Annotated in this window: 23 protein-coding genes; 5 read left to right on the plus strand and 18 right to left on the minus strand. The window is 69.2% G+C overall.

Translation table 11 applies throughout. From position 1 onward, the window contains the following. The first annotated feature begins 49 nt into the window (after positions 1-49). The gene (locus tag OX958_RS20895; RefSeq protein ID WP_270130721.1) at positions 50-1174 is read left to right on the plus strand and encodes a cytochrome P450; all 1125 of its coding nucleotides are present in this window, start codon (positions 50-52) and stop codon (positions 1172-1174) included. Here OX958_RS20895 and OX958_RS20900 read toward each other — a convergent pair. The 13 genes from OX958_RS20900 to OX958_RS20960 form a co-directional block, all read right to left on the minus strand. Further along, complete coding sequence (locus OX958_RS20900) at positions 1155-1910, minus strand: class I SAM-dependent methyltransferase (RefSeq protein WP_270130722.1); 756 nt, start codon at positions 1908-1910, stop codon at positions 1155-1157. The genes OX958_RS20895 and OX958_RS20900 overlap by 20 nt on opposite strands. Continuing rightward, positions 1910-4996: an AfsR/SARP family transcriptional regulator gene (locus OX958_RS20905; RefSeq protein WP_270130723.1), complete on the minus strand. Its 3087-nt coding sequence runs from the start codon at positions 4994-4996 to the stop codon at positions 1910-1912. The genes OX958_RS20900 and OX958_RS20905 overlap by 1 nt, the downstream gene beginning before the upstream one ends. Further along, on the minus strand, positions 4993-8064 hold the full coding sequence (locus tag OX958_RS20910) for an AfsR/SARP family transcriptional regulator (RefSeq protein WP_270130724.1): 3072 nt from the start codon (positions 8062-8064) through the stop codon (positions 4993-4995). Before OX958_RS20910 ends, OX958_RS20905 begins: the two co-directional genes overlap by 4 nt. A 49-nt stretch (positions 8065-8113) precedes the next feature. Next, on the minus strand, positions 8114-8890 hold the full coding sequence (locus tag OX958_RS20915) for a sulfite exporter TauE/SafE family protein (RefSeq protein ID WP_270130725.1): 777 nt from the start codon (positions 8888-8890) through the stop codon (positions 8114-8116). Positions 8891-9040: 150 nt separating this feature from the next. Continuing rightward, entirely contained in the window at positions 9041-10804 is a 1764-nt protein-coding gene (locus OX958_RS20920; protein ID WP_270130726.1) for a proline--tRNA ligase, read from the minus strand. 123 nt (positions 10805-10927) lie between these two features. Next, positions 10928-11299, minus strand: a complete 372-nt coding sequence (locus tag OX958_RS20925; RefSeq protein WP_270130728.1) for a DoxX family protein — start codon at positions 11297-11299, stop codon at positions 10928-10930. 42 nt (positions 11300-11341) lie between these two features. After that, positions 11342-12679, minus strand: a complete 1338-nt coding sequence (locus OX958_RS20930) for a M14 family zinc carboxypeptidase (protein WP_270130729.1) — start codon at positions 12677-12679, stop codon at positions 11342-11344. A gap of 80 nt (positions 12680-12759) precedes the next feature. Beyond that, positions 12760-13584 (minus strand): GNAT family N-acetyltransferase, encoded by an 825-nt coding sequence (locus OX958_RS20935; RefSeq protein ID WP_270130731.1) that lies wholly within the window; start codon positions 13582-13584, stop codon positions 12760-12762. Between the two features lie 28 nt (positions 13585-13612). Beyond that, complete coding sequence (locus OX958_RS20940) at positions 13613-14857, minus strand: MFS transporter (protein ID WP_270130732.1); 1245 nt, start codon at positions 14855-14857, stop codon at positions 13613-13615. Next, positions 14854-15513: a VOC family protein gene (locus OX958_RS20945; RefSeq protein ID WP_270130733.1), complete on the minus strand. Its 660-nt coding sequence runs from the start codon at positions 15511-15513 to the stop codon at positions 14854-14856. Before OX958_RS20945 ends, OX958_RS20940 begins: the two co-directional genes overlap by 4 nt. After that, the gene (locus OX958_RS20950; protein ID WP_270130734.1) at positions 15510-15674 is read right to left on the minus strand and encodes a CopG family transcriptional regulator; all 165 of its coding nucleotides are present in this window, start codon (positions 15672-15674) and stop codon (positions 15510-15512) included. The genes OX958_RS20945 and OX958_RS20950 overlap by 4 nt, the downstream gene beginning before the upstream one ends. A 62-nt stretch (positions 15675-15736) precedes the next feature. Next, the gene (gene trxA / locus OX958_RS20955) at positions 15737-16072 is read right to left on the minus strand and encodes a thioredoxin (RefSeq protein ID WP_270130735.1); all 336 of its coding nucleotides are present in this window, start codon (positions 16070-16072) and stop codon (positions 15737-15739) included. Continuing rightward, a complete protein-coding gene (locus tag OX958_RS20960) occupies positions 16069-16434 on the minus strand; it encodes a MerR family transcriptional regulator (RefSeq protein ID WP_270130736.1) in 366 nt (121 codons plus the stop codon). The genes trxA and OX958_RS20960 overlap by 4 nt, the downstream gene beginning before the upstream one ends. Positions 16435-16498: 64 nt before the next feature. Between OX958_RS20960 and OX958_RS20965 the strand changes: the two genes are divergently transcribed. Further along, on the plus strand, positions 16499-17002 hold the full coding sequence (locus OX958_RS20965; protein ID WP_270130737.1) for an NUDIX domain-containing protein: 504 nt from the start codon (positions 16499-16501) through the stop codon (positions 17000-17002). Here OX958_RS20965 and OX958_RS20970 read toward each other — a convergent pair. The 4 genes from OX958_RS20970 to dxr form a co-directional block, all read right to left on the minus strand. Continuing rightward, on the minus strand, positions 16995-17543 hold the full coding sequence (locus OX958_RS20970; RefSeq protein WP_270130739.1) for a nucleosidase: 549 nt from the start codon (positions 17541-17543) through the stop codon (positions 16995-16997). The two genes, OX958_RS20965 and OX958_RS20970, sit on opposite strands and share 8 nt — an antisense overlap. A 124-nt stretch (positions 17544-17667) precedes the next feature. Then, entirely contained in the window at positions 17668-18819 is a 1152-nt protein-coding gene (ispG, locus tag OX958_RS20975; protein ID WP_270130740.1) for a flavodoxin-dependent (E)-4-hydroxy-3-methylbut-2-enyl-diphosphate synthase, read from the minus strand. A 39-nt stretch (positions 18820-18858) separates the two neighbouring features. Further along, positions 18859-20172: a M50 family metallopeptidase gene (locus OX958_RS20980; RefSeq protein WP_270130741.1), complete on the minus strand. Its 1314-nt coding sequence runs from the start codon at positions 20170-20172 to the stop codon at positions 18859-18861. Further along, a complete protein-coding gene (gene dxr, locus OX958_RS20985) occupies positions 20169-21410 on the minus strand; it encodes a 1-deoxy-D-xylulose-5-phosphate reductoisomerase (RefSeq protein WP_270130742.1) in 1242 nt (413 codons plus the stop codon). Before dxr ends, OX958_RS20980 begins: the two co-directional genes overlap by 4 nt. A 61-nt stretch (positions 21411-21471) precedes the next feature. Between dxr and OX958_RS20990 the strand changes: the two genes are divergently transcribed. The 3 genes from OX958_RS20990 to OX958_RS21000 all read left to right on the plus strand — a co-directional run bounded on the left by OX958_RS20990 (position 21472) and on the right by OX958_RS21000 (position 23732). Then, positions 21472-22047 (plus strand): DUF1707 SHOCT-like domain-containing protein, encoded by a 576-nt coding sequence (locus OX958_RS20990; protein WP_270130743.1) that lies wholly within the window; start codon positions 21472-21474, stop codon positions 22045-22047. Positions 22048-22160: 113 nt separating this feature from the next. Beyond that, a complete protein-coding gene (locus OX958_RS20995) occupies positions 22161-23324 on the plus strand; it encodes an acyl-CoA dehydrogenase family protein (RefSeq protein ID WP_270130744.1) in 1164 nt (387 codons plus the stop codon). A 117-nt stretch (positions 23325-23441) separates the two neighbouring features. Next, positions 23442-23732 (plus strand): hypothetical protein, encoded by a 291-nt coding sequence (locus tag OX958_RS21000; RefSeq protein WP_270130745.1) that lies wholly within the window; start codon positions 23442-23444, stop codon positions 23730-23732. A 30-nt stretch (positions 23733-23762) separates the two neighbouring features. On the opposite strand, the gene rny is transcribed toward OX958_RS21000, so the two are convergent. Further along, complete coding sequence (gene rny / locus OX958_RS21005) at positions 23763-25499, minus strand: ribonuclease Y (protein WP_270130746.1); 1737 nt, start codon at positions 25497-25499, stop codon at positions 23763-23765. Positions 25500-25591 lie beyond the last annotated feature (92 nt).

Consider the following 25591-nt stretch of genomic DNA (forward strand, 5'->3'; position numbering starts at 1 on the left):
AGCAATACCACTCAGCTGACTGGTATGCACCAGCCGTAAGCTCTCGAGCATGACGACAGTGGACGAGCTCGAGACCGATCCGCATCCGTATCTGGCCCGGATCCGGCCGGTCGGGTGGAGTGACGCGCTGGACGGCTGGGTGGTGGCCGGCCGCGAGTCGGCGATGCAGGTGATGCGGGATCCGGAGACGTTCACGGTCGACGATCCGCGGTTCTCCACCGCTCAGGTGGTCGGTCCGTCGATGCTCTCGCTGGACGGCGCCGGGCACGCGGAGCACCGGGCGCCGTTCGAGCATCCGTTCGGCCTCGCGCAGACCCGGGCGCGGTTCACCGAGTTCGTCGCCGAGGAGACCGATCGGCTGGTCTCGGCGATCGCGCCGCTGGGGTCGGCGGATCTGCGGTGGACGGTTGCCGGGCCGTTGTCGGTGGCAGTGGTCGCCTACTCGCTCGGGCTCGACCGCACCGACGCCGCCACGGTGCTGGACTGGTACCAGGACATCTCGTCCTCGGTCAGCGGTGTCGCGGCCGGGCACCCGGTCACCGCCGAGGGCGCGGCGGCCTTCGCGAAGCTCCACCACCATGTTGCCGCAAACATCGATCATGCCGACTCGCTGATCGCCGAGGCGGCCCATGCGGGGCTCGGCACCGACGAGGTCGTCGCGAACGCCGCGGTGCTGATGTTCGGTGGCATCGAGACCACCGAGGGCATGATCACCAACTGCTTGTGGCACCTGCTGACCAACCCGGCGCAGCTCGCGCTGGTGCTCGCCGACCCCGCGCTGATCCCCAACGCGATCGAGGAGTCACTCCGGCTGGAGCCTGCCGCGGCAGTCGTGGACCGCTACGCGACCCGCGACGTCGACCTGGCCGGTGCCGCGATCAAGCGCGGCGACTTCGTCTCGGTCTCGCTGGCCGGCGCCAACCGTGACCCGGCCGTCTTCCCCGACCCCGACCAGTACGACGTACGCCGGACCAACGCCCGCCGTCATCTCGCCTTCGCGAGCGGTCCCCACATCTGCCTCGGCATGCACCTGGCCCGGCTCGAAGCGGTCAGCGCGCTCACCGCGTTGCTGAGCCGCCTGCCGGACCTCCGTCTCGACCCGGCCTCTCCCCCGCCGCGCGGTCTGGTCTTCCGCAAGCCGACCGCGGTCAAGGTCAGCTGGACGGTCGCCTGAGGGTCAGCACACCCGCCGGAACCACCGGTAGTTGACGCTCGGGGTCAGTAGCGGCGTCCCGCTCGAACTCGGCGAATCCGCGATCGAGCTCGTCCTCGTCGAGGTGCTCGAAGGTCGAGAAGGCGCGCAGCTTCACCCGTTCGTACATCCCCTGCACCGTGCGCGCCTCGTACGCGTCGATCCACTGCGGCTCTTCCTCGGCGACCAGTCCGGCCCGCGCGGCCAGGCTCCTGACTTCGGCGAGCGGCGGATACATCGCAGCGTCGACCCGGCGGGCGTTGGGGAAGTACTTGTACCAATGCAGCTCCGGCATCCGGTCGCCGAACTGTGTCCGCAGTACGACGGAGCCGCCTGGCCGCAGCACCCGCCTGACCTCCCGGAGGCCCTGCAGCGGGTCGGTCCAGTGGTGGATGGTCAAGAACAGCCAGGCCAGGTCGCAAGACTCGTCGGGCAGCGGGATCGCCTCGGCAGCGCCTTCGAGGTAGGTCACGCGGGGATGCTCGGCTGCCTGCGCCCGCATTCCTGCCGACGGTTCCACGCCGTACACGGGACCGCCGAAGGTCTCGGCCAGCGCCGGGGTGAAGCGTCCCGTGCCGGAGCCCAGGTCGAGGACGGTCAGTGGTCGCTCGGCCGGCGCGATCCCGGCGGCGACGTCCATCCAGATGCTCAGACTGTCGGCCGCGAGTGCCTGGCCCGTCGCGTAGACCTGATGAAGCCGGCCGTCGTAGTCCACCATCAGCCGATCCTAGCCGGGGCCACGTAGCCTGTCTCGGCCTTGATCGCGGCCTCTTCGCCGGCCAGCCGCTCGGCGTCGCCGAGCGACCCGTTCGCCCGGCTGGCCTCGGCCAGCAGCCGGAGTATGCGGGCCTCGATGACGCGGGTCTTCAGCTCGCGGGCGATCCGCAGGGCATCGCCGCCCAGCTCGAGCGCCTCGGCCGGCTGGTCTCGGGTCAAGGCGATGACGGCCAGTCCCAGCAACGCTTCGGCCTCGGTCGTGCGATGCGTCAGCCGGACCGCGATCTCGTGCGCCTCCCGGTGCAGCCGCTCGGCCTGGTCCAGCCTCCCTTGTCCGTGACGCGCGATCGCCAGGGTCTTGAGCGCGGCGGCCTCGAACCACTCCAGTCCGTCGCGCCGGCTGAACTCCAGGCCGGTCGCGGCCTGCTCGGCCGCCTCTTCGAAGCGTTCGAGGTCGGCGTACAGGAGGGCGAGTTCGTAGTACCCGGCGACCGACGGGTGGTCGGCCATCGTGAGCGCCCCGGTCAGGTCGGCCTCCGCGGCCGCCCAGTCGCCCAGCAGGCGGAAGGCGGAGCCGCGGTTGATCAGGGAGACGTGCCGTGACCACGGGTCCGGATCGACCTCCCAGGATTCGTCGGCCGCCGCGACGGCGGCATCGAGATCACCGAGGTTGTAGTAGACGGCGCTCAGGCTGTGCAGAGCCGGCGCCAGACTTCCGACCCGGCCGAGTTCGCGGAAGATCGCGATGCCGCGGAAGAGCAGGCCGGCCGCGCGCGTGACGTCACCGACGTTGTCGTAGGCCATCCCCAGGTTGCACAGAAGCCCCGCTTCGCCGAGCCGGAAGCCGACCTCGGCATAGAGCTCGCTGGCAGCGCTGATCTCGGCGATCGCGGCGAGGTTGTCGCCACTGGTGAAGTGGGTGACTCCGAGAGCATGGCGCATCGCTCCCTCACCGGCCCGGTCGCCGGCGACGAGCGCGGCTCGCAGGCCCGCCTCGACCATCCGTTGCAGCGGCCGGAAGTGGTCGACCCGCGCCAGGTAGTGCCGGAGGACGTCCGCCAGCCGCCAAGCCGCGTCGTACGGGCCGTTGTCGGCGGCACGGAGGACGCAGGCGATCAGGTTGGACTCTTCGGCCTGTAGCCAACTGTCGGCCTGGTTCTGGTCGGCGAACGGGTTTTCGTTGAACAGCCGGCCCGTGAGCCGGACATGGGACCGGTACTTGAAGTCGATGGCTGCGTCGGCGGTCCGCAGGTACCAGTCCAGCAGGCGTCGCCAGGCCTCGTCGGCCTCGGGCTCGACGGCGGCCCGGCCTTCGGCGTACAGGCGGATGAGGTCGTGCATGCGGTAGCGGCTGCGCTCGCGTTGCAGCAGGTTGACGCTGACGAGGCGGTCCAGCAGCGGACCGACCTCACGGGGCGGGCAGCCGAGCAGCGCCGCCGCGGCAGGCGCCGTCAGGTCGCTGCCGGGCACGACCCCGAGCAAGGCGAAGAGCCGGCGCGGCAGTGGTGGGAGTGCCTCGTACGACAAGGAGAAGGCGACTTCGACCGCCGTACCGGGCTCGTCGCCGATCGCCAGAGCAGCCAGCCGGTCGCCGGTCCGGAGCTCTTCGGCGTACTCCGCGACGGACTTGTCCGGCTGCGCGGCCAGCAGACCGGCTGCGATCCGCAGGGCGAGTGGCAGGTGGTCGCACAGCTTCGCCAGTTCGAGGGCAGCGGCCTGCTCCCCCACGATCCGTTCCCTGCCGAGCATGCCGATCAGAAGGTCGGTGGACTCGACCGGTTCCAGCATGGCAAGCCGGGCGCCGCGAGCGCCGACCGTGACCGACAGGCCGGTGAGGTCGTTGCGGCTGGTGACCAGTACGGCGTTGCCCGCCGTACCGGGGAGAAGTGGTCGCACCTGGGCCGCGTCGCGGGCGTCGTCGAGCACGAGCAGCACCCGCCGGTCGGCGAGCGTGGAGCGCAGCAACGCGGACCTGGCGTCGAGGTTGGCCGGTAGCTCGTACGCATCGATCCCGGTGAGTCCGAGCAGTTCGCCGAGAACGTCGAACGGCTCCCTCGGCGCACCGCTCGCGCCGGCCAGCCGGACGTGCCAGTGTCCGTCCGGAAACTGTTCGCGCAGCCGGTGGCCGAGGTGGGTGGCCAGCGCCGACTTCCCTACCCCCGGCGGTCCGGACACGACCACGATCGGCATCGCGGCGGAGTCCCGCAGCCGCGATCGGAGGTCGTGGATCAGGTTCTCGCGGCCGACGAAGTCACTCAGGTCGGCCGGCAGCTGCCAGTGGGCTCGCCAGCCCTCGCTTGCTGCCGGTTCCGGCTCAGGCGCTGGCTGCCTGCCCTGGTCCGCCGCCGGGACGTCCCCTCTCAGGATCGACTGATGCAGAGCCCGTACTTCGGCCGCCGGTTCGACACCCAACTCCTCGGCGAGCACCGCCGTCAGTTCTCGGTACGCCGCCAGCGCGTCCGCCTGGCGCCCACTGCGATAGAGAGCGAGCATCAGATGGACCCAAAGGCGTTCCCGCAACGGGTGTTCCCTGGTCAGCACCGTCAGCTCCGCGATGACGGCCGCGTGCTCGCCGAGCGCCAGCCGCACGTCGACGAGTTGCTCCATCGCCCGGAGCCGCTCGAGCACCAGCCACGGCCGTCCTTGCAGCGACTCGGCCGCACTGTCACCGGTCAGCGGCACCTCCTGCCACAGCTCCAGCGCCTGGGTCAGAATCCGTTTCCGTTCGCCGACGTCGGACAGCATGTCGGCTTGCTCGAGCAGAGCGCCGAACTCGGTCAGGTCGAGTTGATCCGGCGCGAGCTCGATCAGATAGCCACCCGGCACGGTCCGGATCACCTCGGCGGCCGGCCCCAACGCGGTCCGGAGCCTGGACACGGCCGTGTGCAACGCGCGCTCCGGTCCCGCCGGCGGCTCCCCCGCCCAAAGGGCCTCGATCAGGGATTCCGGCGCGACCACGCGATTCGGTTCGACCAGCAGGGCGGTCAGCAACGCCCGGAGCCGCTTGGCCCTGAGTGGCAGCGCCACCCCGTCCACGCTGACCTCGGTGGTCCCCAGCACGCGGAACCGGATCCTCGCGGCGGTCATCCGATCCTCACCGCGGGCCGAAAGCCCGACGAGGCAACGATCTCGGCAACCCTTGTCTCCAGCTCGGCCGCCACACCGAGGTGGCCCGAGCGTCGGTGCGCCTCGGCGAGCAATCGGCCGGTCCGGGCCTCGGCGATCCGGAGTTTCAGTTCGGCGGCCATCGTCATGGCCTGGTTGCCGTGGTCGAGGGCAGCCCGCAAGTCGTCGCCTGCCAGGGCGGCAGCAGCGAGGCCCAGCCAGGACTCGACCACCGTGCTGTGGTGAACGAGCCGTACCGCGATGTCGCGGGCGGCCAGATGATGCTCGATCGCCTCGTCGCACCGGCCGACCAGGGTGTACGCAGCACCGAGCACGTTGCGTGCCACCGCCTCGTGCCACTCCAGACCTTCACGTTGGCTGACCTCCAGCGCGAACGCCGCCTCGTCGACCGCTTCGGCGGTCCGGCCGAGATCGGCGTACAGCAGGGCGAGTTCGTAGTAGCCCGCCACCGACGGCCGCGGGATCATCGCGATCGCCTCGGTCAGATCGGCTTCCGCGGCGACCAGTTCACCGAGCAGCCGGTACGTCGCACCGCGGTTCATCAGCGAGACGCTGCGCTGGTAGGGCTCCTCGTTGATCCATGACTCCTCCGCGGCCGCCAGAGCCCCGGCGAGATTGCCGAGATTGCGGTATGCGTCGCTCAGCGAGTGCAGACTCGGCACGAGGCGGGTGGTCTGCCCGAGCGAGCGGAGGATGTCCAGGCCGCGTTCCTGGTGGTCCACGGCGGGGGTCAGGTCGCCCATCTGGAGGTAGACCATCCCGAGGTTGCAGACCAGCGCCGCTTCGCCGAGCCGGAAGCCGATCTCGGCATAGCAGACCGAGCCCGCGGTGTACTCCGCCAACGCCTGGTCCAGATGACCTGTCGCGAAGTAGAGCACGCCGAGGCTGTGGTGCATGGCGCCGAGTCCACTCCGGTCACCGGCCGCTGCCGAGACCCGGGCGGCCCGGGCGCCGGCTTCGGCGGAGCGCCGCCAGGGATCGATCCGGCGGATCCGGGCGAAGTACTGCCGCAGTACGTCGGCCGTCTGCCACCCGGTCTCACACGGACCGAGATCGGCAGCTCGTTCGATCATGGCGATCAGGTTGAGCTCCTCGGCCTCGAGCCAGCTGCCGGCCTGGGCCTCGTCGTCGAACGGATTCACGTCGAAGAAGCGCGCGGTCAGCCGGACGTGCGCCCGGTAGGCGTGGTCGACGGCCGCATCGGCGGTGCGCAGATACCAGTCGGCCAGTCGCCGCCAGGCCGGGCCGGCTTCGGGGTCGGCCTTGGCGCGGCCGGCGGCGTACAGCCGGATCAGGTCGTGCATCCGGTAGCGTCCCCGCTCGCGCTGGACCAGGTTGGCGCTGACGAGGAAGTCGAGCAGTCGGCCGGCGTCACGTGCCGGACAGTCGAGCAGGGCTGCTGCCGCGGGAGCAGTGAAGTCGCCGCCGGGAATCACGCCGAGCAGGGTGAACAGGCGACGCACCGGTAGGTCGAGAGACTCGTAGGACAGCGCGAAGGCGGCTGCTACCGCGGTGTCCGGTTCGTCGTCGATCACCAGGCTGCCGAGGCGATCGCCGGTGCGGAGCTCCTCGGCGTACTCCGCGATCGGCTGGTCGGGATGGCCTCTGAGCAGACCGGCCGCGATTCGCAGCGCCAGTGGCAGCCGGCCACAGATCTCAGCGAGGTCGGCAGCGGCGGCCGGTTCGGATGCGACCCGCTCGGCGCCGAGCATTCCCGAGAGCAGCGAGGTCGCCTCCGCTGGATCGAGCATCGCCAGTCGGGTGCCCCGGGCACCGACCGAGACGGTCAGCGCGGTGAGTTCGTTGCGGCTGGTGATCAGTACGGCGTTGCCCGCCGTACCGGGAAGCAATGGCAGCACCTGCCGGGCGTCGCGGGCATCATCCAGCACCAGCAGGACCCGGCGATCGGCGAGGGTCGAGCGCAGCAAGGCTGCCCGCGGATCCAGCTCCTCGGGGATGGCCTGTGGCTCGAGACCTGCCAGCCCGAGGAGTTCGGCGAGAACGTCGGACGGCTCACGAGGCGAGGCGCTGGCACCGGCCAGCCGGACGTGCCAATGACCGTCGGGGAAGTTGGCGCGGAGCCGGTGGCCGATGTGGACCGACAGCGCCGACTTCCCGACGCCGGGCGGGCCGGAGACCACCACGACCGGCATCGCCCCCCGATTGTCGAGACGGGTCGTGAGCTCGTCGGCCAGCTGCTCGCGCCCGACGAAGTCGCTGAGATCCATCGGCAGCTGCCAATGCGTGCGCCAGCCGTTCTCGGCGGACTGCGCCGGTGCTGCCGCCTTGCCGGCCGGTACTTCGCCTTTGAGGATCGCCTGGTGCAGGCTGCGTACTTCGGCTGCCGGCTCGACTCCGAGTTCCTCGGCAAGCACAGCCGTCAGCTCCCGGTACGCCGCCAGCGCCTCGCCCTGCCGGCCACTGCGATACAGCGCGAGCATGAGCTGGACCCAGAGCCGTTCGCGGAGCGGGTGTTCCTTGGTCAGGACCGTCAGCTCGGCGATGACCGCCGCGTGCTCCCCCAGCACGAGCCTCGCCTCGATCAGCAGCTCCATCGCCCGCAGCCGATCCAGGATCAGCCAGGGTCTGCTCTGGATCGACTCGACCGCACTGCCTCCGGCCAGCGGCACCTCGTGCCACAGGCCGAGGGCCTGGGTGAGCAACCGCGCACGTTCCCGCGGGTCGTCGACGCCGTCGGCCCGGAGCACCAGCGAGCGGAACTCGGTCAGGTCGAGCTGCTCGTCGCGAACCTCGATCAGGTAGCCACCGGGCACCGTCCGGACCACCTCGGCCGCCGGCCCGAGCGCTGTCCGCAACCTGGAGACCGCCGTGTGCAGGGCACGTTCCGGACCCGCCGGCGGCTCACCTGCCCACAACGCCTCGATCAGCGCGTCCGGCCCGACCACCCTGTTCGCCTCGACCAGGAGCGTGGTGAGCAGGGAGCGCAACCGCTTGGCGCGCAGGGGCACGACCACGCCGTCCACCCGTACCTCAGTGGGTCCGATCACCCGAAACCGCAGCCGTTCCATACTTGCCCGTCCACCTCCTTGAAGTGGACTTTAGGGCATCGCCGAAGGCTCAGGCCCAGAAGACGTCGTACGCGAGACGCAGGATGAGCGCCGAGACGACGACCAGGAAGATCACCCGGACGAACCGTGATCCACGCGACACCGCGGTCCGGGCACCGAGCAGGCCGCTGGCCATGTTGGCCAGGCCCATGATCAGCCCGAGCCGCCACAGCGGAGCGCCGTGCGCGGCGAAGACCAGGATGGCACCGACGTTCGTCGCGACGTTGGCGATCTTGGCCTTGGCGCTGGCCCGGAGGAAGTTGTAGCCCATCAGCCCGACCAGCGCGAAGATCAGGAACGAGCCCGTCCCCGGCCCGACCGCGCCGTCGTAGAACCCGATCAGCAACCCGACCGCCCCGGCGGCGAGGTAGTGCGCCCGGCCGTCGAAGCGCAGGATGGTGGCGGACCCGAGATCGGGTTTGAACCAGGTGTAGATCGCGACCCCGATCAGCAGCACCAGCACGATCGGCTTGAACCAGGCCATCGGAATCCTGGTCGCCACCAGCGCGCCACCCGCCGCCCCGATCGCCGCCAGCCCGGCCAGTGGCAGCACGGTCCGCCGATCCGGCTTCACCTTGATCCCGAAGGTGATCGCGCTGGTCGTCGTCCCGAACAACGAGGAGATCTTGTTCGTCGACAGGATCTGCGCGGGCGAGGCGTTCGGCAGGCCGAGCAGCATGGCAGGCAGCTGGATCAGCCCACCACCGCCGACCACCGCGTCGATCCAGCCCGCGGCGAAGGCCGCGATCACCAGGAAGAGGAGGGTGAGGAGCGAGACGTCAGGCACGCGATCGAGTCTGACGTAAGGACATTGTCCCGCTCTACCCTTACAAGTGGTGCTGGGGTGTGGTGGGTGCCACAAGCGGCGGCCGGGCGGACGACCGAAACCGCCGCCCCTGCCTCGAAGGCAGGAGCGGCGGTCAGGATGCTTCGGCGGTCAGCCGCGGACGACGGAGACCAGGTGGTCGACGATGTCACCGACCGGTACGTCGGAGCGCTCGCCGGAGCGGCGATCCTTCACCTCGATGGTGCCGTCGGCCAGTCCCTTGCCCACCACGGCGATGGTGGGCACACCGAGCAGTTCGGCGTCCTTGAACTTCACGCCCGGCGACACCTTCTCGCGGTCGTCGTAGAGCACCGACAGCCCACGGGCCTCCAGCTCGGCAGCGATCGACGCCGCCTTCGCGAACAGCTCGGCATCCTTGCCGGTGGCAACCAGGTGCACATCGGCCGGCGCGATCTCGCGGGGCCAGATCAGGCCGAGCTCGTCGTGGTTGCCCTCGGCGATCGCGGCCACGGCGCGGGTGACACCGACGCCGTACGACCCCATTGTGACCGTGACGAGCTTGCCGTTCTGGTCGAGCACCTTCAGGTCCAGCGCCTCGGCGTACTTCTTGCCGAGCTGGAAGATGTGCCCCATCTCGATCCCGCGCGCCGACGACAACGGACCCGAACCGTCCGGCGCCTCGTCACCGTCGCGCACCTCGGCGGCCTGGATCGTGCCGTCCGCGGTGAAGTCGCGGCCGTGCACCAGATTGAGCACGTGGTAGCCGGTCTTGTCGGCTCCGGTCACCCAGGCCGACCCTTCGGCGATTCGGGGATCGAGCAGGTAGCGGATCTTCGACGCGTTCTCCGACCCGAGCACGCCCGGACCGATGTAGCCTTTGGCGAGCGCCGGGTTCTTCTCGAAGTCGGCCTCCTCGAAGGCCACCACCTCGGCGGGCTCGACCTGCGCGCCCAGCCGCTTCTCGTCGATCGCCCGGTCCCCCGGTACGCCGATGGCCAGCGGCTCGCGCGAGCCGTCGGGGTTGACCAGCATCACCAGCACGTTCTTCAACGTGTCGGCCGCGGTCCACTCCCGCCCGTCGGTGCGGGGGTGCTTGGCGTTCAGCACGTCGACCAGGGTGTCGATGGTCGGCGTATCGGGCGTGTCGACCACCTCGGCGGCAGGCACGCCGGACGCGTCGACGGCCGGCGCCTGCGGCACCAGCACGGCCTCGACGTTCGCCGCGTAACCGCCCGCCGAGCGGACGAAGGTGTCCTCACCGTTCTCCGCGATCGCCAGGAACTCCTCCGAGGCCGAGCCGCCCATCGCGCCGGACATCGCCTTGACGATCACGTAGTCGAAGCCGAGCCGGTCGAAGATGTTGATGTAGGCCTGGCGGTGCAGCTCGTACGACGCCTGCAGCCCGTCCTGGTCGATGTCGAACGAGTACGAGTCCTTCATCACGAACTCGCGCCCGCGCAGCACACCGGCCCGCGGCCGCGCCTCGTCGCGGTACTTGTTCTGGATCTGGTAGATCGACAGCGGCAGATCCTTGTACGACGAGTACAGGTCCTTGACGACGAGGGTGAACATCTCCTCGTGGGTCGGCCCGAGCAGCATGTCCGCGCCCTTGCGGTCCTTCAGGCGGAACAGGTTCGGCCCGTACTCCGTCCAGCGGCCGGTCGCCTCGTAGGGCTCGCGGGGCAGCAGCGCCGGGAAGGTCAGCTCCTGGGCGCCGATCGCGTCCATCTCCTCGCGCACGATCGACTCGACCTTGCGCAGCACCTTCAGCCCGAGGGGCAGCCAGGTGTAGACGCCGGGGGCGGCGCGACGGATGTACCCGGCCCGGACCAGCAGCCGGTGGCTCGGGACCTCCGCGTCCGCCGGGTCCTCGCGAAGGGTGCGAAGGAACAGCGACGACATGCGCAGAATCACGGGAGTCTCCAAGCAGTGAAAGAGTGCTGAACAAACTACTGACGGCAAAGAGGATATCCGCCGACGGGTTGTGCTCTCACCACTTTTCCACAGCCCTGCTCCGGCGCCACCCCCGGAGCACCTTCAGCGCCCCTCGCGAGCCGCCTTCAGCGCCGCCCGGACCAGCGGAATCTGCAGCGGCAACCGGGCGAACCCGATCGCCTTGGCCCGGGGCGTTCCCTTCCGGTTCAGGTCGAGCGCCATTTGCACGTTCGCCGGAAACACGGCGACCAGCAGGCCGGCGCTGAGCAGGCCCGCCGTCCGTCGCGTGCGTGGGTGCAGCAGCCCGGCCGCACACACGATCTCTGCGACGCCCGAGGCGTAGACGAGCTCCTTCTTGCGCGGCAACTGCCGCGGCACGATCCGCTCGAACGGCTTCGGCCGCACGAAGTGCAGCACCCCCGACACACCGAACAACACGGCCAGGCCAGTGGTGCTCTTGCTCCGTCTGCTCATGCCGACGACCTTAGCCGATCGTGTTACCCACGGGTAAGAAACCTACGGCAGCTTCCCGTACGGCGCCCCGGCCGCGCGGGCGGCGTACAGGAGAGCCGGCTTCTGTGCGGGCCAGAGCGTATTCGAGAAGCAGGAGTACGCCGGGAAGAACCCGCCACAACTGCCAGAGTCCGGCCCGATCTCGAACGTGTACGACGGCACGCCGCGCGTCCCGTACAGCCAGTCGTCGGTCGTCCCCGGCGCGAGGTACCCGACCCCACCGCCACCGGTGGAGACCGGATACCCGTTCAGCGCGCCCATCTTCTTGCCGAGGGCAACCAGTGCGGCCCGGTCCGGCGCGGCCGTGCCGGTGTACGCGTACGGCGCCAGGATGTCGTTGCCGAAACTGTGCAGCGTCAGGAAGATCCCGGTCGTGCCGGCCGCCGCCGGCTCGGTCACGCCGCCCTTGGTGTCGCGGAAGATCTTGTCCAGCAGCCCCTGCACGGCAACCGTCTCCGGCTCGGACATCGCCATCGTCCCGGGATAGGTCTCGTCGCACGGCTCGCCCTCCCGGACGTTCCACTGGAAACTCGAGTTCCGGTTCAGGTCGACGCCGGCATCGCTCACCGGGCAGCCGCCCCTCGCGTTGTCGAGGTTCTTGCGCTGCAGCACCGGCTCGTCCGGGTTCGACGCGACCACGTCGACGCCGTCGGGGTTCGCGATCGGGATCACCCACAGCTCACGGGTGTCCAGCAGTGAGGTGATCTCCGGATCCTTCCCGTACGACGTCACCAGCAGATCGATCCATCGGTACGCGATCTCGCCGGTCGCAATCTCCCGTGCGTGGATCTGCGAGTGCAGCACGAGCTTCGGCTTCTGGCCGGTGCTGTCGAGCGCACAGTCGCCGGTGGTCCGCTTGGTGATGCACAGGGCCTGGATGTCGTGGCCGCCCTGCCCCTTGGCCTTCTTCCACGAGTCGCCGATGTCGTACAGCTTCACCAGTGCCGGGTGCGCGGCCGTGACCGCCGCATTGTGCTGCTCGTGCCCTGCTGCCGTGTGATAGCCGCCGTAGTACGTCGTACCGGCTGCGTCCGAGGTGGCGCGGACGACCGGCTGATAGACACTGCCGGTCTTGCCGACCACCACGCCGCGGTCACGCAGCTGATCGACTTCAGCCGGTGTCGCAACCAGTGTCGGGCGGGAGGCGTGGCCATGAGTGATGTCGTAGCCGTCGCGCACCAGATCGGCAACAGTCACTCCAACCGGCAACTTGAAGGAGTAGTACGAAGGGCCGGCGTCAACGGGAGCCGGAGGTTCGGCAGCCGAGGGTCCAGGCGCGAAGCCGGAGACGGCGATCGCGACGGCGGTCAAACCGGCCAGTGACACAGCAAGTCTTCGCATGAGGTTCCTTCGGCTGGGCGGGGCTGCCGCTCAGCAAACCTCACCAGTGGTCACCGGAGCATCACAGTGAGCCCTCAAGCTCAGAACAGGATCGTCGCGAACGTCTCGACGGTGCGGAACCCGACTCGCTCGTACGCCGCTCGCGCGGGCGTGTTGAAGGCGTTGACGTAGAGCGTGACCACCGGCGAGATCTCGCGCGCGAGCTCGACCACCGCGGCCATGCCCGGCGCCGCCAGCCCCTGACCGCGCCGTTCGGGATCCACCCACACGCCCTGGATCTGGCAGACGCCGTTGCCGACCGATCCGATCTCCGCCTTGAAGACGACCTTGCCGTCCTCGATCCGGGCGAAGGCGCGCCCCGCCCGGATCAGTTCGGCGACCCGCGAGCGGTAGAAGCTGCCGTCCGGTCCGGTCTGCGGCGGTACGCCGACCTCCTCGGTGTACATCGCGACACAGGCCGGGTACAGGATCCCAAGCTCCACCGGTTCGACCTGGCGGACCAGCGGATCGGGCGCGATCGCCGGTGGCCCCTCGATCACCATGAACGGCTGCTCGCCGCGCACCTCGCGCGCCGGACCCCAGTGCGGCTCGAGCGCGGTCCACAGCTGGCCGACCGCCCGGGCCGGGCCGAGGATCTGGAAGCAGTTGCGGCCCCGGCGCAGCGCGTACGCCGCGAACGAGCGCAGCGCGGCCTCCCCCGCCCCGACCGGCACCATGTTGCCGCCCGCGTGACAGAGCGCCTCGAGCTCGCCCTTCTCGACGTATCCCCAGACCTCCGCGCCGCGGCGTGGGTCGAGTCCGGAGGCCTGCACGAGCGAGTCGACGAAGACGTTCACGACCGGATCTCGGGCGATGACGGCCCTCGCTGCTGAGAGGTCGCGAGGACCCAGTACCCGTACGCCCACGCCGCAGAACCTAGCGGATCATCGCGACTCAAGCGCGCAACGGGTCGTGCGCCGCCGCGATTCCCCGCAACGGCGAGGTCCAGGCGACCACGACGGCGACGAAGCCCAGCGCGCCCATCACCACCATCGCGGGCCGTACGCCGAGCTGGCCGCTGACCACTCCGGCGACGATCGAGCCGAGCGTCCACCCCACTCCCCACGACAGCATCCGGCCTGCCGTGTTGACGCGGCCGAGCAACTGCTCCGGCGTGACCTGCTGGCGGTAGGAGATCGCGTTGACGATCACCAGCACGTACGCCGACCCCCAAGCCAGCAAGGCCAGCGCCGCCGTCGGCCAGTTCGGCATCAGGGCCGTGACGATCCCCAGCGTCGCGGACGCCGGCAGCGCGTAGAGGGTGATCGCCGCCGCCGAGAGCCGTTTCAGCAGTCGTGGCAACGCGACCGCGGCGACCAGCCCGCCGATCCCCCATGCGCCGTACACGAGCCCGAACCGCAGACCCGACGTACCGACGCCGAGGACGCGGTCGCACCAGACCACCATCAACGCGACGAAGCCGCCGCCGGCGAACGACTGCAACGCACCGACGATCGTCATCGTCCGCACTCCGGCGTGGCCAATCAGGTAGCGGACGCCCTCGGCGATGTCGGCGAAGACCACCCGCGGCCGCAGCGGCACCTGCTCGGTCCGCTGCTCCGACATCGCCCGGACGATCCCCCGGACCGCCATCGCGGAGGCCGCGAAACTCAGCGCGTCCAGCACGAGCAAGCTGGCCGGACTGATCACCGCGAGCGTCAGCCCCGCGAGGGGCGGCACGAACAGCTCGATCAGGCTGCCCGCGGTCCAGACGGCCGCGTTCGCCTGCGCGACCTGGGCCCGGCCGACCAGGACCGGCAGGGCCCCGAAGTTGGCGCCGTCGAAGAACGTGTAGATCGCCTGGACGACGAAACCGACCACCAGCACCTGCGCGACCGTCAGTACGCCGAGCAGGTGGGCCAGCGGGATCGACCCGATCACGACGGCGTTGACCAGGTCCGCGGCGACCATCACCCGTTGACGGTTCCACCGGTCCGCGAGCGCGCCCGCGAACAACCCGGTCAGCAGGTACGGCGCTGCCTCCAACGCGGTCACGAGCGCGGTCAGGAACGGCGAGCCGGTCATGCGGTAGACGAGCACGGGCAACGCCACGGCCGTCACCATCGAGCCCGTCATCGACAACGCCCGCGCCAGCCAGTACCGCCGGAAGTCGGCGTCGTCACGCAGTCTGGTACTCACTGCCCGCTGACCCGCACGCTCTGCCCATCCGGGTCCACCACGGTCAGCACGCCTTCATCGAGCTCCGGCGAACGGCCGGCCCGAGCCAGTCGCTCGCCGACCTCGACCAGGCTCTCGGTCGTCGTCAGCTCGATCCGTACGCCGAACCCGCCCGCGGCCCCGCAAAACTTCACCAGTTCAGAACTGTCTCCACCGATCACTCCCAGCAGCCGCTCCCACCCCGCGTGGTCAGCGACCTCCAGCACTGGCGTCACCGACCAGCGCAAGTCCGGGTGGGCCTCGTGCAGCTTGTAGCCGTAGAGATCCTTGCTGCGCTCATCGATCCACAGCTCGGTGCCATCCGGCCCACTCGCGGTCAGCACCCGCCCGAACGCCTCGTCGACGATGCTGGCGTCGTCGTAGCCGGCCGCCTGGAACCGGCCCAGCAACTCTTCGATGTCGTCCGCCTCGAACGCCAGCCTGGTCTCCCCCGGCTCCACCCCCGAGGTCGCACCGGCGGCGCTGTGCAACGCCACCATGCCCCGGCCCGCGACCAGGTCGACCCAGCCCCCGCGCTCGGACTCGATCCGCGACCGCAGACCCAGCGTCTCGAAGAAGGCCCGCAGAGCGGGGAGCTGATCGGTGAACCTGAGCGGACGGATCACCACGTCGTTCATTGCCGCGCCTCCTGCTGCTCGTCCAGGTACGCCGTCAACGCCTGCTCGACGAGGGCGGACAGACTCGCGCCCTCGTCGATTGCCCGGTGCTTGACCCGGCGGATCAGCTCCGGGGGCAGATAGACGTTGAACTGCGCCTTCTTGGCAGATTCTCCGGTCACGGACCAGATGCTAGCAATCTAGCTGGCTACCAAGCAAGGGGTGTGCGAGCCGGCAGCCTGGCTCAGACCGCGGCCAGCAGGGCGTCGTCGAGTTCCTTCAGGAGCTTCGCCTTCGGGCGGGCGCCGACGACCGACCAGATCAGTTCGCCGTGATGGAAGAGCATCAGCGTCGGCAGCGCCATCACCCGGTACTTCGCGGAGATGGCCGGGTTCTCGTCGGAGTTCACCTTCACCACCGTCAGCCGGCCGGCACGCTCGACGGCGACCTGCTGCAGGATCGGCACGATCTGGTGGCACGGTGGGCACCACTGCGCCCAGAAGTCCACCAGTACCGGCTTGTCGGCTCCCAGCACCACCTGGTCGAAGTCGGCCTCGTCCGCAGTGAGTAGTTCGGTCATCCCTTGGTCCTCCAGTTCTCGGCATCGGACAGGAGGCCGGCCAGCTTGGCCCGCAGCTCGGTCAGCTCGGCGATCCGCAGATCCACCTCGTCGATCCGCGCCCGGTACGCCGTCAGCGACGCCGGGCAGACGTCGGCGCGATCATTGCCGGCCCGCAGGCACTCGATGAACGGGTAGGTCTGCTCCGCCGTCAACCCGAGCGACAGCAACGCCTTGACCTCCCGCACCACGATCACGTCCTCGGCGCCGTACATGCGATACCCGTTGGCCTCGCGCCGCGGCTTCAACAGCCCTTGAGACTCGTAGTACCGCACCGCCTTGACCGTCACACCGGCCTCGGCCGCCAGGTCGCTGATGTGCATGCCGCCTCCTTCACCCCGACGCTAAACCCTGCCCCTGGGGTCAAGGTCAAGCCAGACTAGGCCCATGCATCTCGCCACCTTCGTCCACGACCAGCCCCTGGATCTCGCCTGCCTGGCGATCGAACGCGTCGCGGTCCGCGGTGTGCTGTTTCGGGGCGATGAACTTCTGCTCCTCGGTTCGCGACACGGCGACTACAAGTTTCCCGGCGGCGGGGTCGAGCCCGGCGAGACGCTCCAGACCGCGCTGCAACGCGAGTTCCTGGAGGAGTGCGGCCTGCGCGAGGTCGCCGTCGGCGAGAGGCTTGGAGACACGGTCGAGTACGCGCGCTCCGCCGACCCGGCGTACGAGGTCTTCAAGATGACTTCGCACTACTTCGCTTGCACGAGTCGAGCGACGCCGACGGGCGTCCAGCAACTCGAGACCTACGAGGCAAACCTCGAACTGGAGCCGCGGTGGGTGACCGTCGAGCAAGCATTGGAGGCCAACCGAGCGGTACTGGCGAGCGGGGTCGGGGTGATGCGGTGGCTGACTCGCGAGACGAAGGCGCTCGAGATGCTGTTCAGCTGAGCTCGCTGCGGAGCCAGTCGCCGAGGGCCCTGGCGCTGATGTCGACCTGAGCCGGCCAGTCCAGCGCGGTCTCGTCGGCCGAGTCGGACACGTGCTTCACGAGCCGCACCGGTACGCCGAACTGGCGGCAGGCGAACGCGACGCCGTACGCCTCCATGTCGACGAGATGGGCCCGCTCGGCCAGTCGCGCCTTGACCGCCGGGTCGGTCACGAACACATCGCCTGAGGCGAGCACCGTCCCGTCGCCACCCTCGATCAGCAGCGACTCCTTCGGGTCCAGCCCGATCGCCCGGATCGCCTCCGCGTTGATGTCGTGGTTGACGACCTCACTCGGCAGGTAGAGCCCGGACAGACCGGCGCGCAGCGCACCCGTCGTACCGACGTTGAGGACGACCAGGTTGCAGGTGTCGCGGCCGGCCAGAGCTTGTGCGGTGATCACCGCCGCGGCCGTCTTGCCGACTCCGGTGATGATCACCGGGATCCTGTCCGGAACGTACCGAGCCTCGCCGCGGGTCGCACTGACCACCATGTAGTCCGTCACGCGGCGAGGGTACTCGGTCACCTGACGCTGCCGGCGAACGCGGAGCTGCCGGTTTGGCAGGTCGATCAGCTAGAGCTGTCCGGCAAACCGGAGAAGTCGACGATTTCGTCCGGTACGCCGGGGATCAGCCGACGACGACGCTGGGCTCGCCGCCTTCGGCCGACTCGCCCATCTCCTCGGCGATCCGCATCGCCTCTTCGATCAGGGTCTCGACGATCTTCGACTCGGGCACCGTCTTGATCACCTCGCCCTTGACGAAGATCTGGCCCTTGCCGTTGCCGGAGGCAACACCGAGGTCGGCCTCCCGGGCCTCACCCGGCCCGTTCACGACGCAGCCCATCACGGCGACCCGGAGCGGGACCTCCATACCCTCCAGACCGGCGGTGACCTGCTCGGCCAGCGTGTAGACGTCCACCTGGGCGCGGCCACAGGACGGGCAGGAGACGATCTCGAGCTTGCGCTCGCGCAGGTTCAGCGACTGCAGGATCTGCAGACCGACCTTGACCTCCTCGACCGGCGGCGCGGACAGCGAGACGCGGATCGTGTCGCCGATGCCCTTGGCCAGCAGGGCGCCGAAGGCGACCGACGACTTGATCGTGCCCTGGAAGGCCGGGCCGGCCTCGGTCACACCGAGGTGCAGCGGCCAGTCGCCGGCCTCGGAGAGCAGCTCGTAGGCCTTCACCATCACGACCGGGTCGTTGTGCTTGACCGAGATCTTGAAGTCGTGGAAGTCGTGCTCCTCGAACAGCGACGCCTCCCAGACGGCCGACTCGACCAGCGCCTCGGGCGTCGCCTTGCCGTACTTCTTCAGCAGCCGCGGGTCCAGCGACCCGGCGTTGACGCCGATCCGGATCGAGGTGCCGTGATCCTTGGCGGCGGCCGCGATCTGCTTGACCTGGTCGTCGAACTTGCGGATGTTGCCCGGGTTCACCCGGACCGCCGCGCAGCCGGCCTCGATCGCGGCGAACACGTACTTCGGCTGGAAGTGGATGTCGGCGATCACCGGGAGCTGCGAATGCTGCGCGATCTCGGCCAGCGCGTCGGCGTCGTCCTGCGACGGGCAGGCGACCCGGACGATGTCGCACCCGGCCGCGGTGAGCTCCGCGATCTGCTGCAGCGTCGTGTTGACGTCGGAGGTCAGCGTGGTGGTCATCGACTGGACCGAGATCGGGGCGTCGCCACCGACCAGCACCTTGCCCACCTTGATCTGGCGGGTCTTGCGGCGCGGGGCGAGGGTCGGCGGAGGCAGCGCGGGCATGCCCAGGGAGATGCTCATTTTTCCTTTGATCCGTTGAGAGTTGCTTCTGGCCGGTGGCTAGCCGTTGAAGAGCCTGATCGGGTTGACGATGTCGGCGATGACGAGCAGGACACCCATCACCACGATGACACTGGCCGCCACATAGGCGATCGGCAGCAGCTTGGCGACGTCGACGTACCCGGGGTCGGGCCGGCCGAGCAGCTTGGCGAAGCCGCGCCGGATGCCCTCCCAGATCGCGCCGACCATGTGCCCGCCGTCCAGTGGCAGCAGCGGGATGAAGTTGAACAGGGCGAGGAAGAGGTTCAGCGAGGCGAGCAGCGAGACCAGGAAGGCGATCCGGGAACCGGCCGTCATGTCCTGGTTGGAGGCCACCTCACCGGCGACCCGGCTGGCACCGACGACGCTCATCGGGCTGTCCTGGTCGCGCTCGCCGCCGACGATCGACTTGGCGACGCCGACCAGCTTCTCCGGGAAGTTGCCGAGCGCCTTCACCGTGGCCACGGTCAGCTCGCCCATCTTGTCGACCACGAACGGGAAGTCCTGCCGGACCACCTTCTGCTCCGGCGAGACGCCGAGGAAGCCGACCGAGACGACCTTGTCCGAGCCGGCCTTCTCCACCACCTGGTTGAGGATGGTGTTGGTGGTCAGCGTCTGCTGCTGACCGTTGCGCTCGACCACGATGCTCGCGGCCTTGTCGGTGTTCGCCCGGATCAGTGGGGTCAGGTCGTCCCAGGTGGTGATGGTGGTGCCGTTGAAGGACAAGATCTTGTCGCCGACCTGGAACCCGGCGGTCTTGGCCGGGGAGACCTTGTCGGTCGGCTTGCAGGTGCGGTCCGCGTCGGCCGCCTCGGACGCCGGGATCACACAGTCGGTGACGGTGCGGACCGTGGTCTGCGCGACGTTGGCGCCGTACAGCATGAACAGGCCGCCGAACAGGACGAAGGCGATCACCACGTTCACCAGCGGGCCGGACGCCATCACGATCAGCTTCTTCCACCACACCTTCTGGTAGAACAGCCGCCCGTTGTCGGCCGGATCGATCGTCTCGTACTCCGCCGTGCGGGCGTTCTCGACCATCGACTGGATCGGCCCGGTGTTGGCCTTGCGCACCTTGGTCGGGTCCTGGCCCTTGGCCGGCGGCATCATCCCGATCATCCGGACGAACCCGCCCGCCGGGATCGCCTTGATCCCGTACTCCGTCTCGCCGCGCTTGGTCGACCAGACGGTCTTGCCGAAGCCGACGAAGAACTGGGTCACCTTCATGCCGAACGCCTTGGCCGGCAGCATGTGACCCATTTCATGCAGTGCCACCGACGCCAGGATGCCGATCACGAACAGCACCACGCCGAGGAAAGTGAGGAGTGCGCTCATACCTGTGGGGTCTCCTGGCCATGAAGGGTGGTCGGGTCGTGCACGGTGGTGCCGGTCAGTTCGTGGGCCCGGGCCCGGGCCCAGGCGTCCGCGGCGAGTACGTCGTCGACGGACAGTTCCTCGTACGAGGGTACGTCGTGTTCGGTCACCACCCGGGCGACGGTGTCGACGATGCCGAGGAACGGCAGCCGCCCGTCGCGGAACGCCTGCACGCAGACCTCGTTCGCCGCGTTCAGAACGGCGGGCGCCGTACCGCCGCGCTCCCCCGCCTGGCGGGCCAGCTGGACGGCCGGGAACGCCTCGTCGTCGAGCGGCTCGAACTCCCAGGAGGAGGCCTTGGTCCAGTCACAGCCCGGCGCGGCGTCCGGAATCCGGTCGGGCCAGCCGAGGGCCAGTGCGATCGGCAGCCGCATGTCCGGCGGCGAGGCCTGGACGACGGTGGAGCCGTCCACGAACTCGACCATCGAGTGCACGATCGACTGCGGGTGGACGACGACGTCGATCCGGTCCATCGGCAGGCCGTAGAGCAGATGGGCCTCGATCACCTCGAGGCCCTTGTTGATCAGGTTGGCGGAGTTGATCGTGATCACCGGGCCCATGTCCCAGGTCGGGTGGTTCGCCGCCTGCTCGGGGGTCACGTCGGCCATCTCCGCGCGAGTGCGGCCACGGAAGGGGCCACCGCTCGCGGTCACCACCAGACGGCGTACCTCGTCGGCGGTGCCGGCACGCAGGCACTGGGCGATCGCGCTGTGCTCCGAGTCGACCGGGAGGATCTGGCCGGGCTTGACCCGCTTCACGACCAGCGGGCCGCCGATGACGAGCGACTCCTTGTTGGCGAGCGCGAGCGTCGTACCGGCGTCCAGCGCGGCCAGGGTGGGTCGCAGGCCGACGGATCCGGTGATGCCGTTCAGCACCACGTCACAAGCCAGGCCGGCCAGTTCGGTCGAGGCGTCCGGGCCGGTGATGATCTTCGGGATCCTGAACTGGCCCTGGGCATAGCCCCGCCGCTGCGCCTCGGCATAGAAGGCGAGCTGCAGATCCTGAGCCGTGGTGGCCCTGGCAACCCCGACGACCTCGACCTGGAACTCCAATGCCTGCCGCGCCAGCAGAGCGACGTTGTCGCCGCCCGCGGACAGCGCGAGCACCCGGAACCGATCCCGGTTGCGGCCGATCAGCTCGAGCGCCTGTGTTCCGATCGAGCCGGTCGAACCGAGGATGACGACGGTGCGTTGATTCACGCGACCTATTGTCACAGGTACGCGGCACCGGCCCGGCCCCGGCAGCGCTACCTTTGGCTTCATGAGTCTGGAACAGCCCCCGCCCGCCCGCAGGGCCTCCGATCACGACCGCGAGCGCGCCGCCGCGGTGATCCAGGAAGCGCACAGCGACGGCCGGCTGGACTTCGAGGAGCTGGACGAGCGGCTGACCCGGGTCTACTCCGCCAAGACCGAGATCGAGCTCCGTACCGCCACCGCCGACCTGCTGCCGGTCGCGCACGGCGCCGACGCCGAGCTGACGATCCGCGCCAAGCACAGTGCCCAGAAGCGCGAGGGCGCCTGGACCGTACCGGAGCGGGTGACCGCGCTGCCCGAGCACTCCTCACTGAAGCTCGACTTCACCGACGCGGTGGTGCGGTGGGCGGAGATCCACGTCGAGGCCCGCCCGAAGCACAGCTCCATCGTGATGATCGTGCCGGAGGGCTGGAGCGTCGATCTCGACCAGGTGGACATGGTCGGCAGCACCGCCAAGAACAAGGCCACTGCGCCGAAGCCCGGCGGTGTCCGCCTCCACATCACCGGCGAGGCCCGCCACAGCAGCATCACCGTCCGGCATCCGCGCAAGCGGCACTGGTGGTGGCCCTGGTATCGCAAGTGAGGTCACTCTGCTGCTGGTGAGGTGAACCGCCTCTTGATGCTGAGGCGAACCGCACCCTGAAGTGTGAGGCTGGCCTCAGGGTGTGACGGCGTGGATGCGGTTAGCGTGTCGGTATGACCGTTTCGCTGGATCTCGTGGATGCCGACTCGCTGCTCACCGAAGAGGAAATCGCTATCAGGGCGACGGCCCGGCGGTTCGCGGACGAGCGGTTGCGGCCGCAACTGCCGGAGTGGTTCGAGTCGGCGAGCATTCCCGCGCGGGAACTGGCGAAGGAGCTCGGCTCACTCGGCCTGCTGGGCATGCACCTGACCGGTTACGGCTGTGCCGGCCTGGGCCCGGTGGCGTACGGGCTGGCCTGCTTGGAGATCGAGGCGGCCGACTCCGGGATGCGGTCGCTGGTCAGCGTGCAGGGATCGCTGGCGATGTACGCGATCTGGAAATACGGCAGCGAGGAGCAGAAGACCGAGTGGCTGCCGCGGATGGCCGCGGGCGAGGCGATCGGCTGCTTCGGGCTGACCGAGCCGGATTTCGGGTCGAACCCGGCCGGTATGCGCACGAACGCGCGGCGCGACGGCGACGACTGGGTGCTCAACGGGTCGAAGATGTGGATCACCAACGGGTCGGTCGCCGACGTGGCCGTGGTGTGGGCGCGGACGGAGGACGGCGTGCGCGGTTTCGCCGTACCGACCGCTACGCCGGGGTTCTCCGCACCGGAGATCACCCGCAAGATGTCGCTGCGGGCTTCGGTCACGTCGGAGCTGATCTTCGACGACGTACGGCTGCCGGCGTCGGCTCTGCTGCCGGAGGCGCGAGGGCTGTCGGGGCCGCTGGGCTGCCTGAACGAGGCACGCTTCGGGATTATCTTCGGCGCGATGGGCGCGGCCCGCGACTGCCTGGAGACGGCGGTGGCCTATGCGGGTGAGCGGCAGGTGTTCGACAAGCCGCTCTCGGCGTACCAGTTGACGCAGGCGAAGTTCGCCGACATGGCCGTCGAGCTGAACAAGGGGATCCTGCTGGCCGTCCATCTCGGCCGGCTGAAGGAGAAGGGCACACTGCGCCCCGAGCAGGTCAGCGTCGGCAAGCTGAACAACGTCCGCGAGGCCATCGCGATCGCCCGCGAATGCCGCACGATCCTCGCCGCGAACGGGATCAGCGGCGAGTATCCAGTCATGCGGCACGCCAACAACCTCGAGTCGGTGCTCACCTACGAAGGCACCTCCGAGGTGCACCAACTGGTCATCGGCCAGGCCCTGACCGGCCAGGCCGCCTTCCGCTAGGCCGGCGTGCCGGTCAAGCCGCGATGGGACCTTATTCTCGCCGTGGAGCATGACTTTGCGTGATGTGGGGTACTAAAAGTAAGCAATCATCCACAGAACGTCACTTCTGGAGGTGTGATGACGAGGATCAACGGGGGAATCACGATCATCGTGATCGGCGCCATCATCGCTTTCGCGATCCGCGACGGCGACTCGGGCCGGGTCGACCTGACCGTCGTCGGCATCATCATCATGCTGGGCGGCGTGTTCCGGCTGTGGTTCTCGTACCGCCTCGCCACCGCCAAGCACGACGAGGACGTCGAGTTGCTCAAACCGTCGGTCGAGGAGCAGTACACGACCGAGCCGCATGAGTACCCGATCGACGAACAGATCGACGTCACCCCGAGCCACATGCCGAAGGAGCAGTGAGCCACAGACGACCTCGGCGCTCGCCTCGAGCTACTTCGCGACCTCGGTCGCCCGGGACTCGCGCACCACGGTGACGCGGATCTGCCCCGGGTAGGTCAGCTCCTCCTCGACCTGCTTGGCGATGTCGCGCGCCATCACCTGAGCCGCGATGTCGTCCACAGCGTCCGGCAGCACCATCACCCGGATCTCGCGCCCGGCCTGCATCGCGAAGACCTTCTCCACACCGTCGTGGTGCATCGCGATCTCTTCCAGCCGCTCCAACCGCTGCACGTAGGCCTCGAGCGACTCACGCCGCGCGCCCGGCCGGCCGCCGCTGATCGCGTCCGCCGCCTGGGTCAGCACAGCCTCGACGGTCCGCACCTCGACCTCGTTGTGGTGGGCCTCGATGCAGTGCACGACGTCGCCGTCCTCGCCGTACTTGCGCGCAAGCTCGGCCCCGACGATCGCGTGGCTGCCCTCGGACTCGTGGGTCAGCGCCTTGCCGATGTCGTGCAGGAAGGCGCCTCGCTTGCACCGGTCCACGTCCAGCCCCAGCTCAGCGGCCATCATCCCGGCGAGGTGCGCACACTCGACCAGGTGCTTGAGCACGTTCTGCCCGTACGACGTGCGGTAGCGCAACAGCCCCATCGTGCGAACCAGTTCGGGGTGCAGATCGGTGATCCCCACGTCGGCCATCGCGTCCTCGGCGGCCCGCTCACACAGCTCGGCCACCTCGCCCTTGCTGCGCTCGTAGATCTCCTCGATCCGGCTCGGGTGGATCCGGCCGTCGAGCACCAGCGAGTCCAGGGTCAGCCGCGCGGTTTCCCGGCGTACCGGGTCGAAGCAGGACAGCAGCACCGCTTCGGGGGTGTCGTCGATGATCAGGTTGACGCCGGTGGTCTGCTCGAACGACCTGATATTGCGGCCCTCACGGCCGATGATCCGGCCCTTCATGTCGTCGCTGGGCAGGTGCACCACCGACACGACCGACTCGCTGGTCTGCTCGGAGGCGAGCCGCTGAACGGCTCCGGTGATGATCCTGCGGGCCTTGACCTCGCCCTCGTCCTGCGCCTGCCGCTCGATGTCGCGGACGATCGTGTGCGCGTGCCGCTTGGCCTCGGCCTCGATCGCGCTGACCAGCTCGGCCTTCGCCTGCTCGGTGGTGAGGTTGGCGACGCCTTCCAGGATCCGGCGGCGCTCGTCCTCGAGATCGCGGATCTCCGCCTTGCGCTGGTCGAGCTCGGCGAGCTGGGTCGTGATCTCGCTCTGCCGCTCCTCGATCGCGCGGTGCTGCTCGTCGAGGCGTTCCTCGCGTTCGGTCAGCCGGTGCTCGCGGCGTTCCATCTCCAGCCGCTGCTCACGCAGGTCCTCGCGAATCGACTGCGCCTCGGACTCGGCCTCACGGCGTACGTCGGAGGCACGCTGCTCGGCTTCCCGCCGTACTTCGGACGCACGGGTCTCCGACTCGCGACGAAGCTCCTCCGCGCGGGTCTCGGAACCACGGCGGATCTCCTCCGCCCGCTGCTCGGCAGTCTCTGCCCGCACACGCAGTACGGCGGCTGCTTCTTCGGCCTGCCGGGTGACGCGGTCGGCAGCGGACCTGGCCTCGGCCGTGATGGTGGCCGCCTCGAGCTTGGCGTTCGCCTCGGCGGCAGTGTGGGCCGCGGAGACGTCGGCGACCTTGCGGCGGGACAGGGTCAGGCCGATCCAGCCGAGCAGGCCGACGATCAGCAACCCGATCAGGACGAGTCCCACAGATGCCGCCGTCGGTATGGCCGCGAGTGACATCGGCGTCTCCCCTCTGCGAGTCGCGCCCGGAGGCGTGACGTTGTCGGCGTCGAAGGGAGCTTCACAGCGGGTACGACGATGAGCACCACCCG

The organism is Kribbella sp. CA-293567 (assembly GCF_027627575.1).
GTDB lineage: Bacteria > Actinomycetota > Actinomycetes > Propionibacteriales > Kribbellaceae > Kribbella.

Coding starts and splice junctions, on each gene's coding strand:
- OX958_RS20895 (WP_270130721.1), top strand. CDS start 50: ATGACGACAGTGGACGAGCTCGAGACCGATCCGCATCCGTATCTGGCC.
- OX958_RS20900 (WP_270130722.1), bottom strand. CDS start 1,910: ATGGTGGACTACGACGGCCGGCTTCATCAGGTCTACGCGACGGGCCAG.
- OX958_RS20905 (WP_270130723.1), bottom strand. CDS start 4,996: ATGACCGCCGCGAGGATCCGGTTCCGCGTGCTGGGGACCACCGAGGTC.
- OX958_RS20910 (WP_270130724.1), bottom strand. CDS start 8,064: ATGGAACGGCTGCGGTTTCGGGTGATCGGACCCACTGAGGTACGGGTG.
- OX958_RS20925 (WP_270130728.1), bottom strand. CDS start 11,299: ATGAGCAGACGGAGCAAGAGCACCACTGGCCTGGCCGTGTTGTTCGGT.
- OX958_RS20930 (WP_270130729.1), bottom strand. CDS start 12,679: ATGCGAAGACTTGCTGTGTCACTGGCCGGTTTGACCGCCGTCGCGATC.
- OX958_RS20945 (WP_270130733.1), bottom strand. CDS start 15,513: ATGAACGACGTGGTGATCCGTCCGCTCAGGTTCACCGATCAGCTCCCC.
- trxA (WP_270130735.1), bottom strand. CDS start 16,072: ATGACCGAACTACTCACTGCGGACGAGGCCGACTTCGACCAGGTGGTG.
- OX958_RS20960 (WP_270130736.1), bottom strand. CDS start 16,434: ATGCACATCAGCGACCTGGCGGCCGAGGCCGGTGTGACGGTCAAGGCG.
- OX958_RS20965 (WP_270130737.1), top strand. CDS start 16,499: ATGCATCTCGCCACCTTCGTCCACGACCAGCCCCTGGATCTCGCCTGC.
- ispG (WP_270130740.1), bottom strand. CDS start 18,819: ATGAGCATCTCCCTGGGCATGCCCGCGCTGCCTCCGCCGACCCTCGCC.
- OX958_RS20980 (WP_270130741.1), bottom strand. CDS start 20,172: ATGAGCGCACTCCTCACTTTCCTCGGCGTGGTGCTGTTCGTGATCGGC.
- OX958_RS20990 (WP_270130743.1), top strand. CDS start 21,472: ATGAGTCTGGAACAGCCCCCGCCCGCCCGCAGGGCCTCCGATCACGAC.
- OX958_RS20995 (WP_270130744.1), top strand. CDS start 22,161: ATGACCGTTTCGCTGGATCTCGTGGATGCCGACTCGCTGCTCACCGAA.
- OX958_RS21000 (WP_270130745.1), top strand. CDS start 23,442: ATGACGAGGATCAACGGGGGAATCACGATCATCGTGATCGGCGCCATC.
- rny (WP_270130746.1), bottom strand. CDS start 25,499: ATGTCACTCGCGGCCATACCGACGGCGGCATCTGTGGGACTCGTCCTG.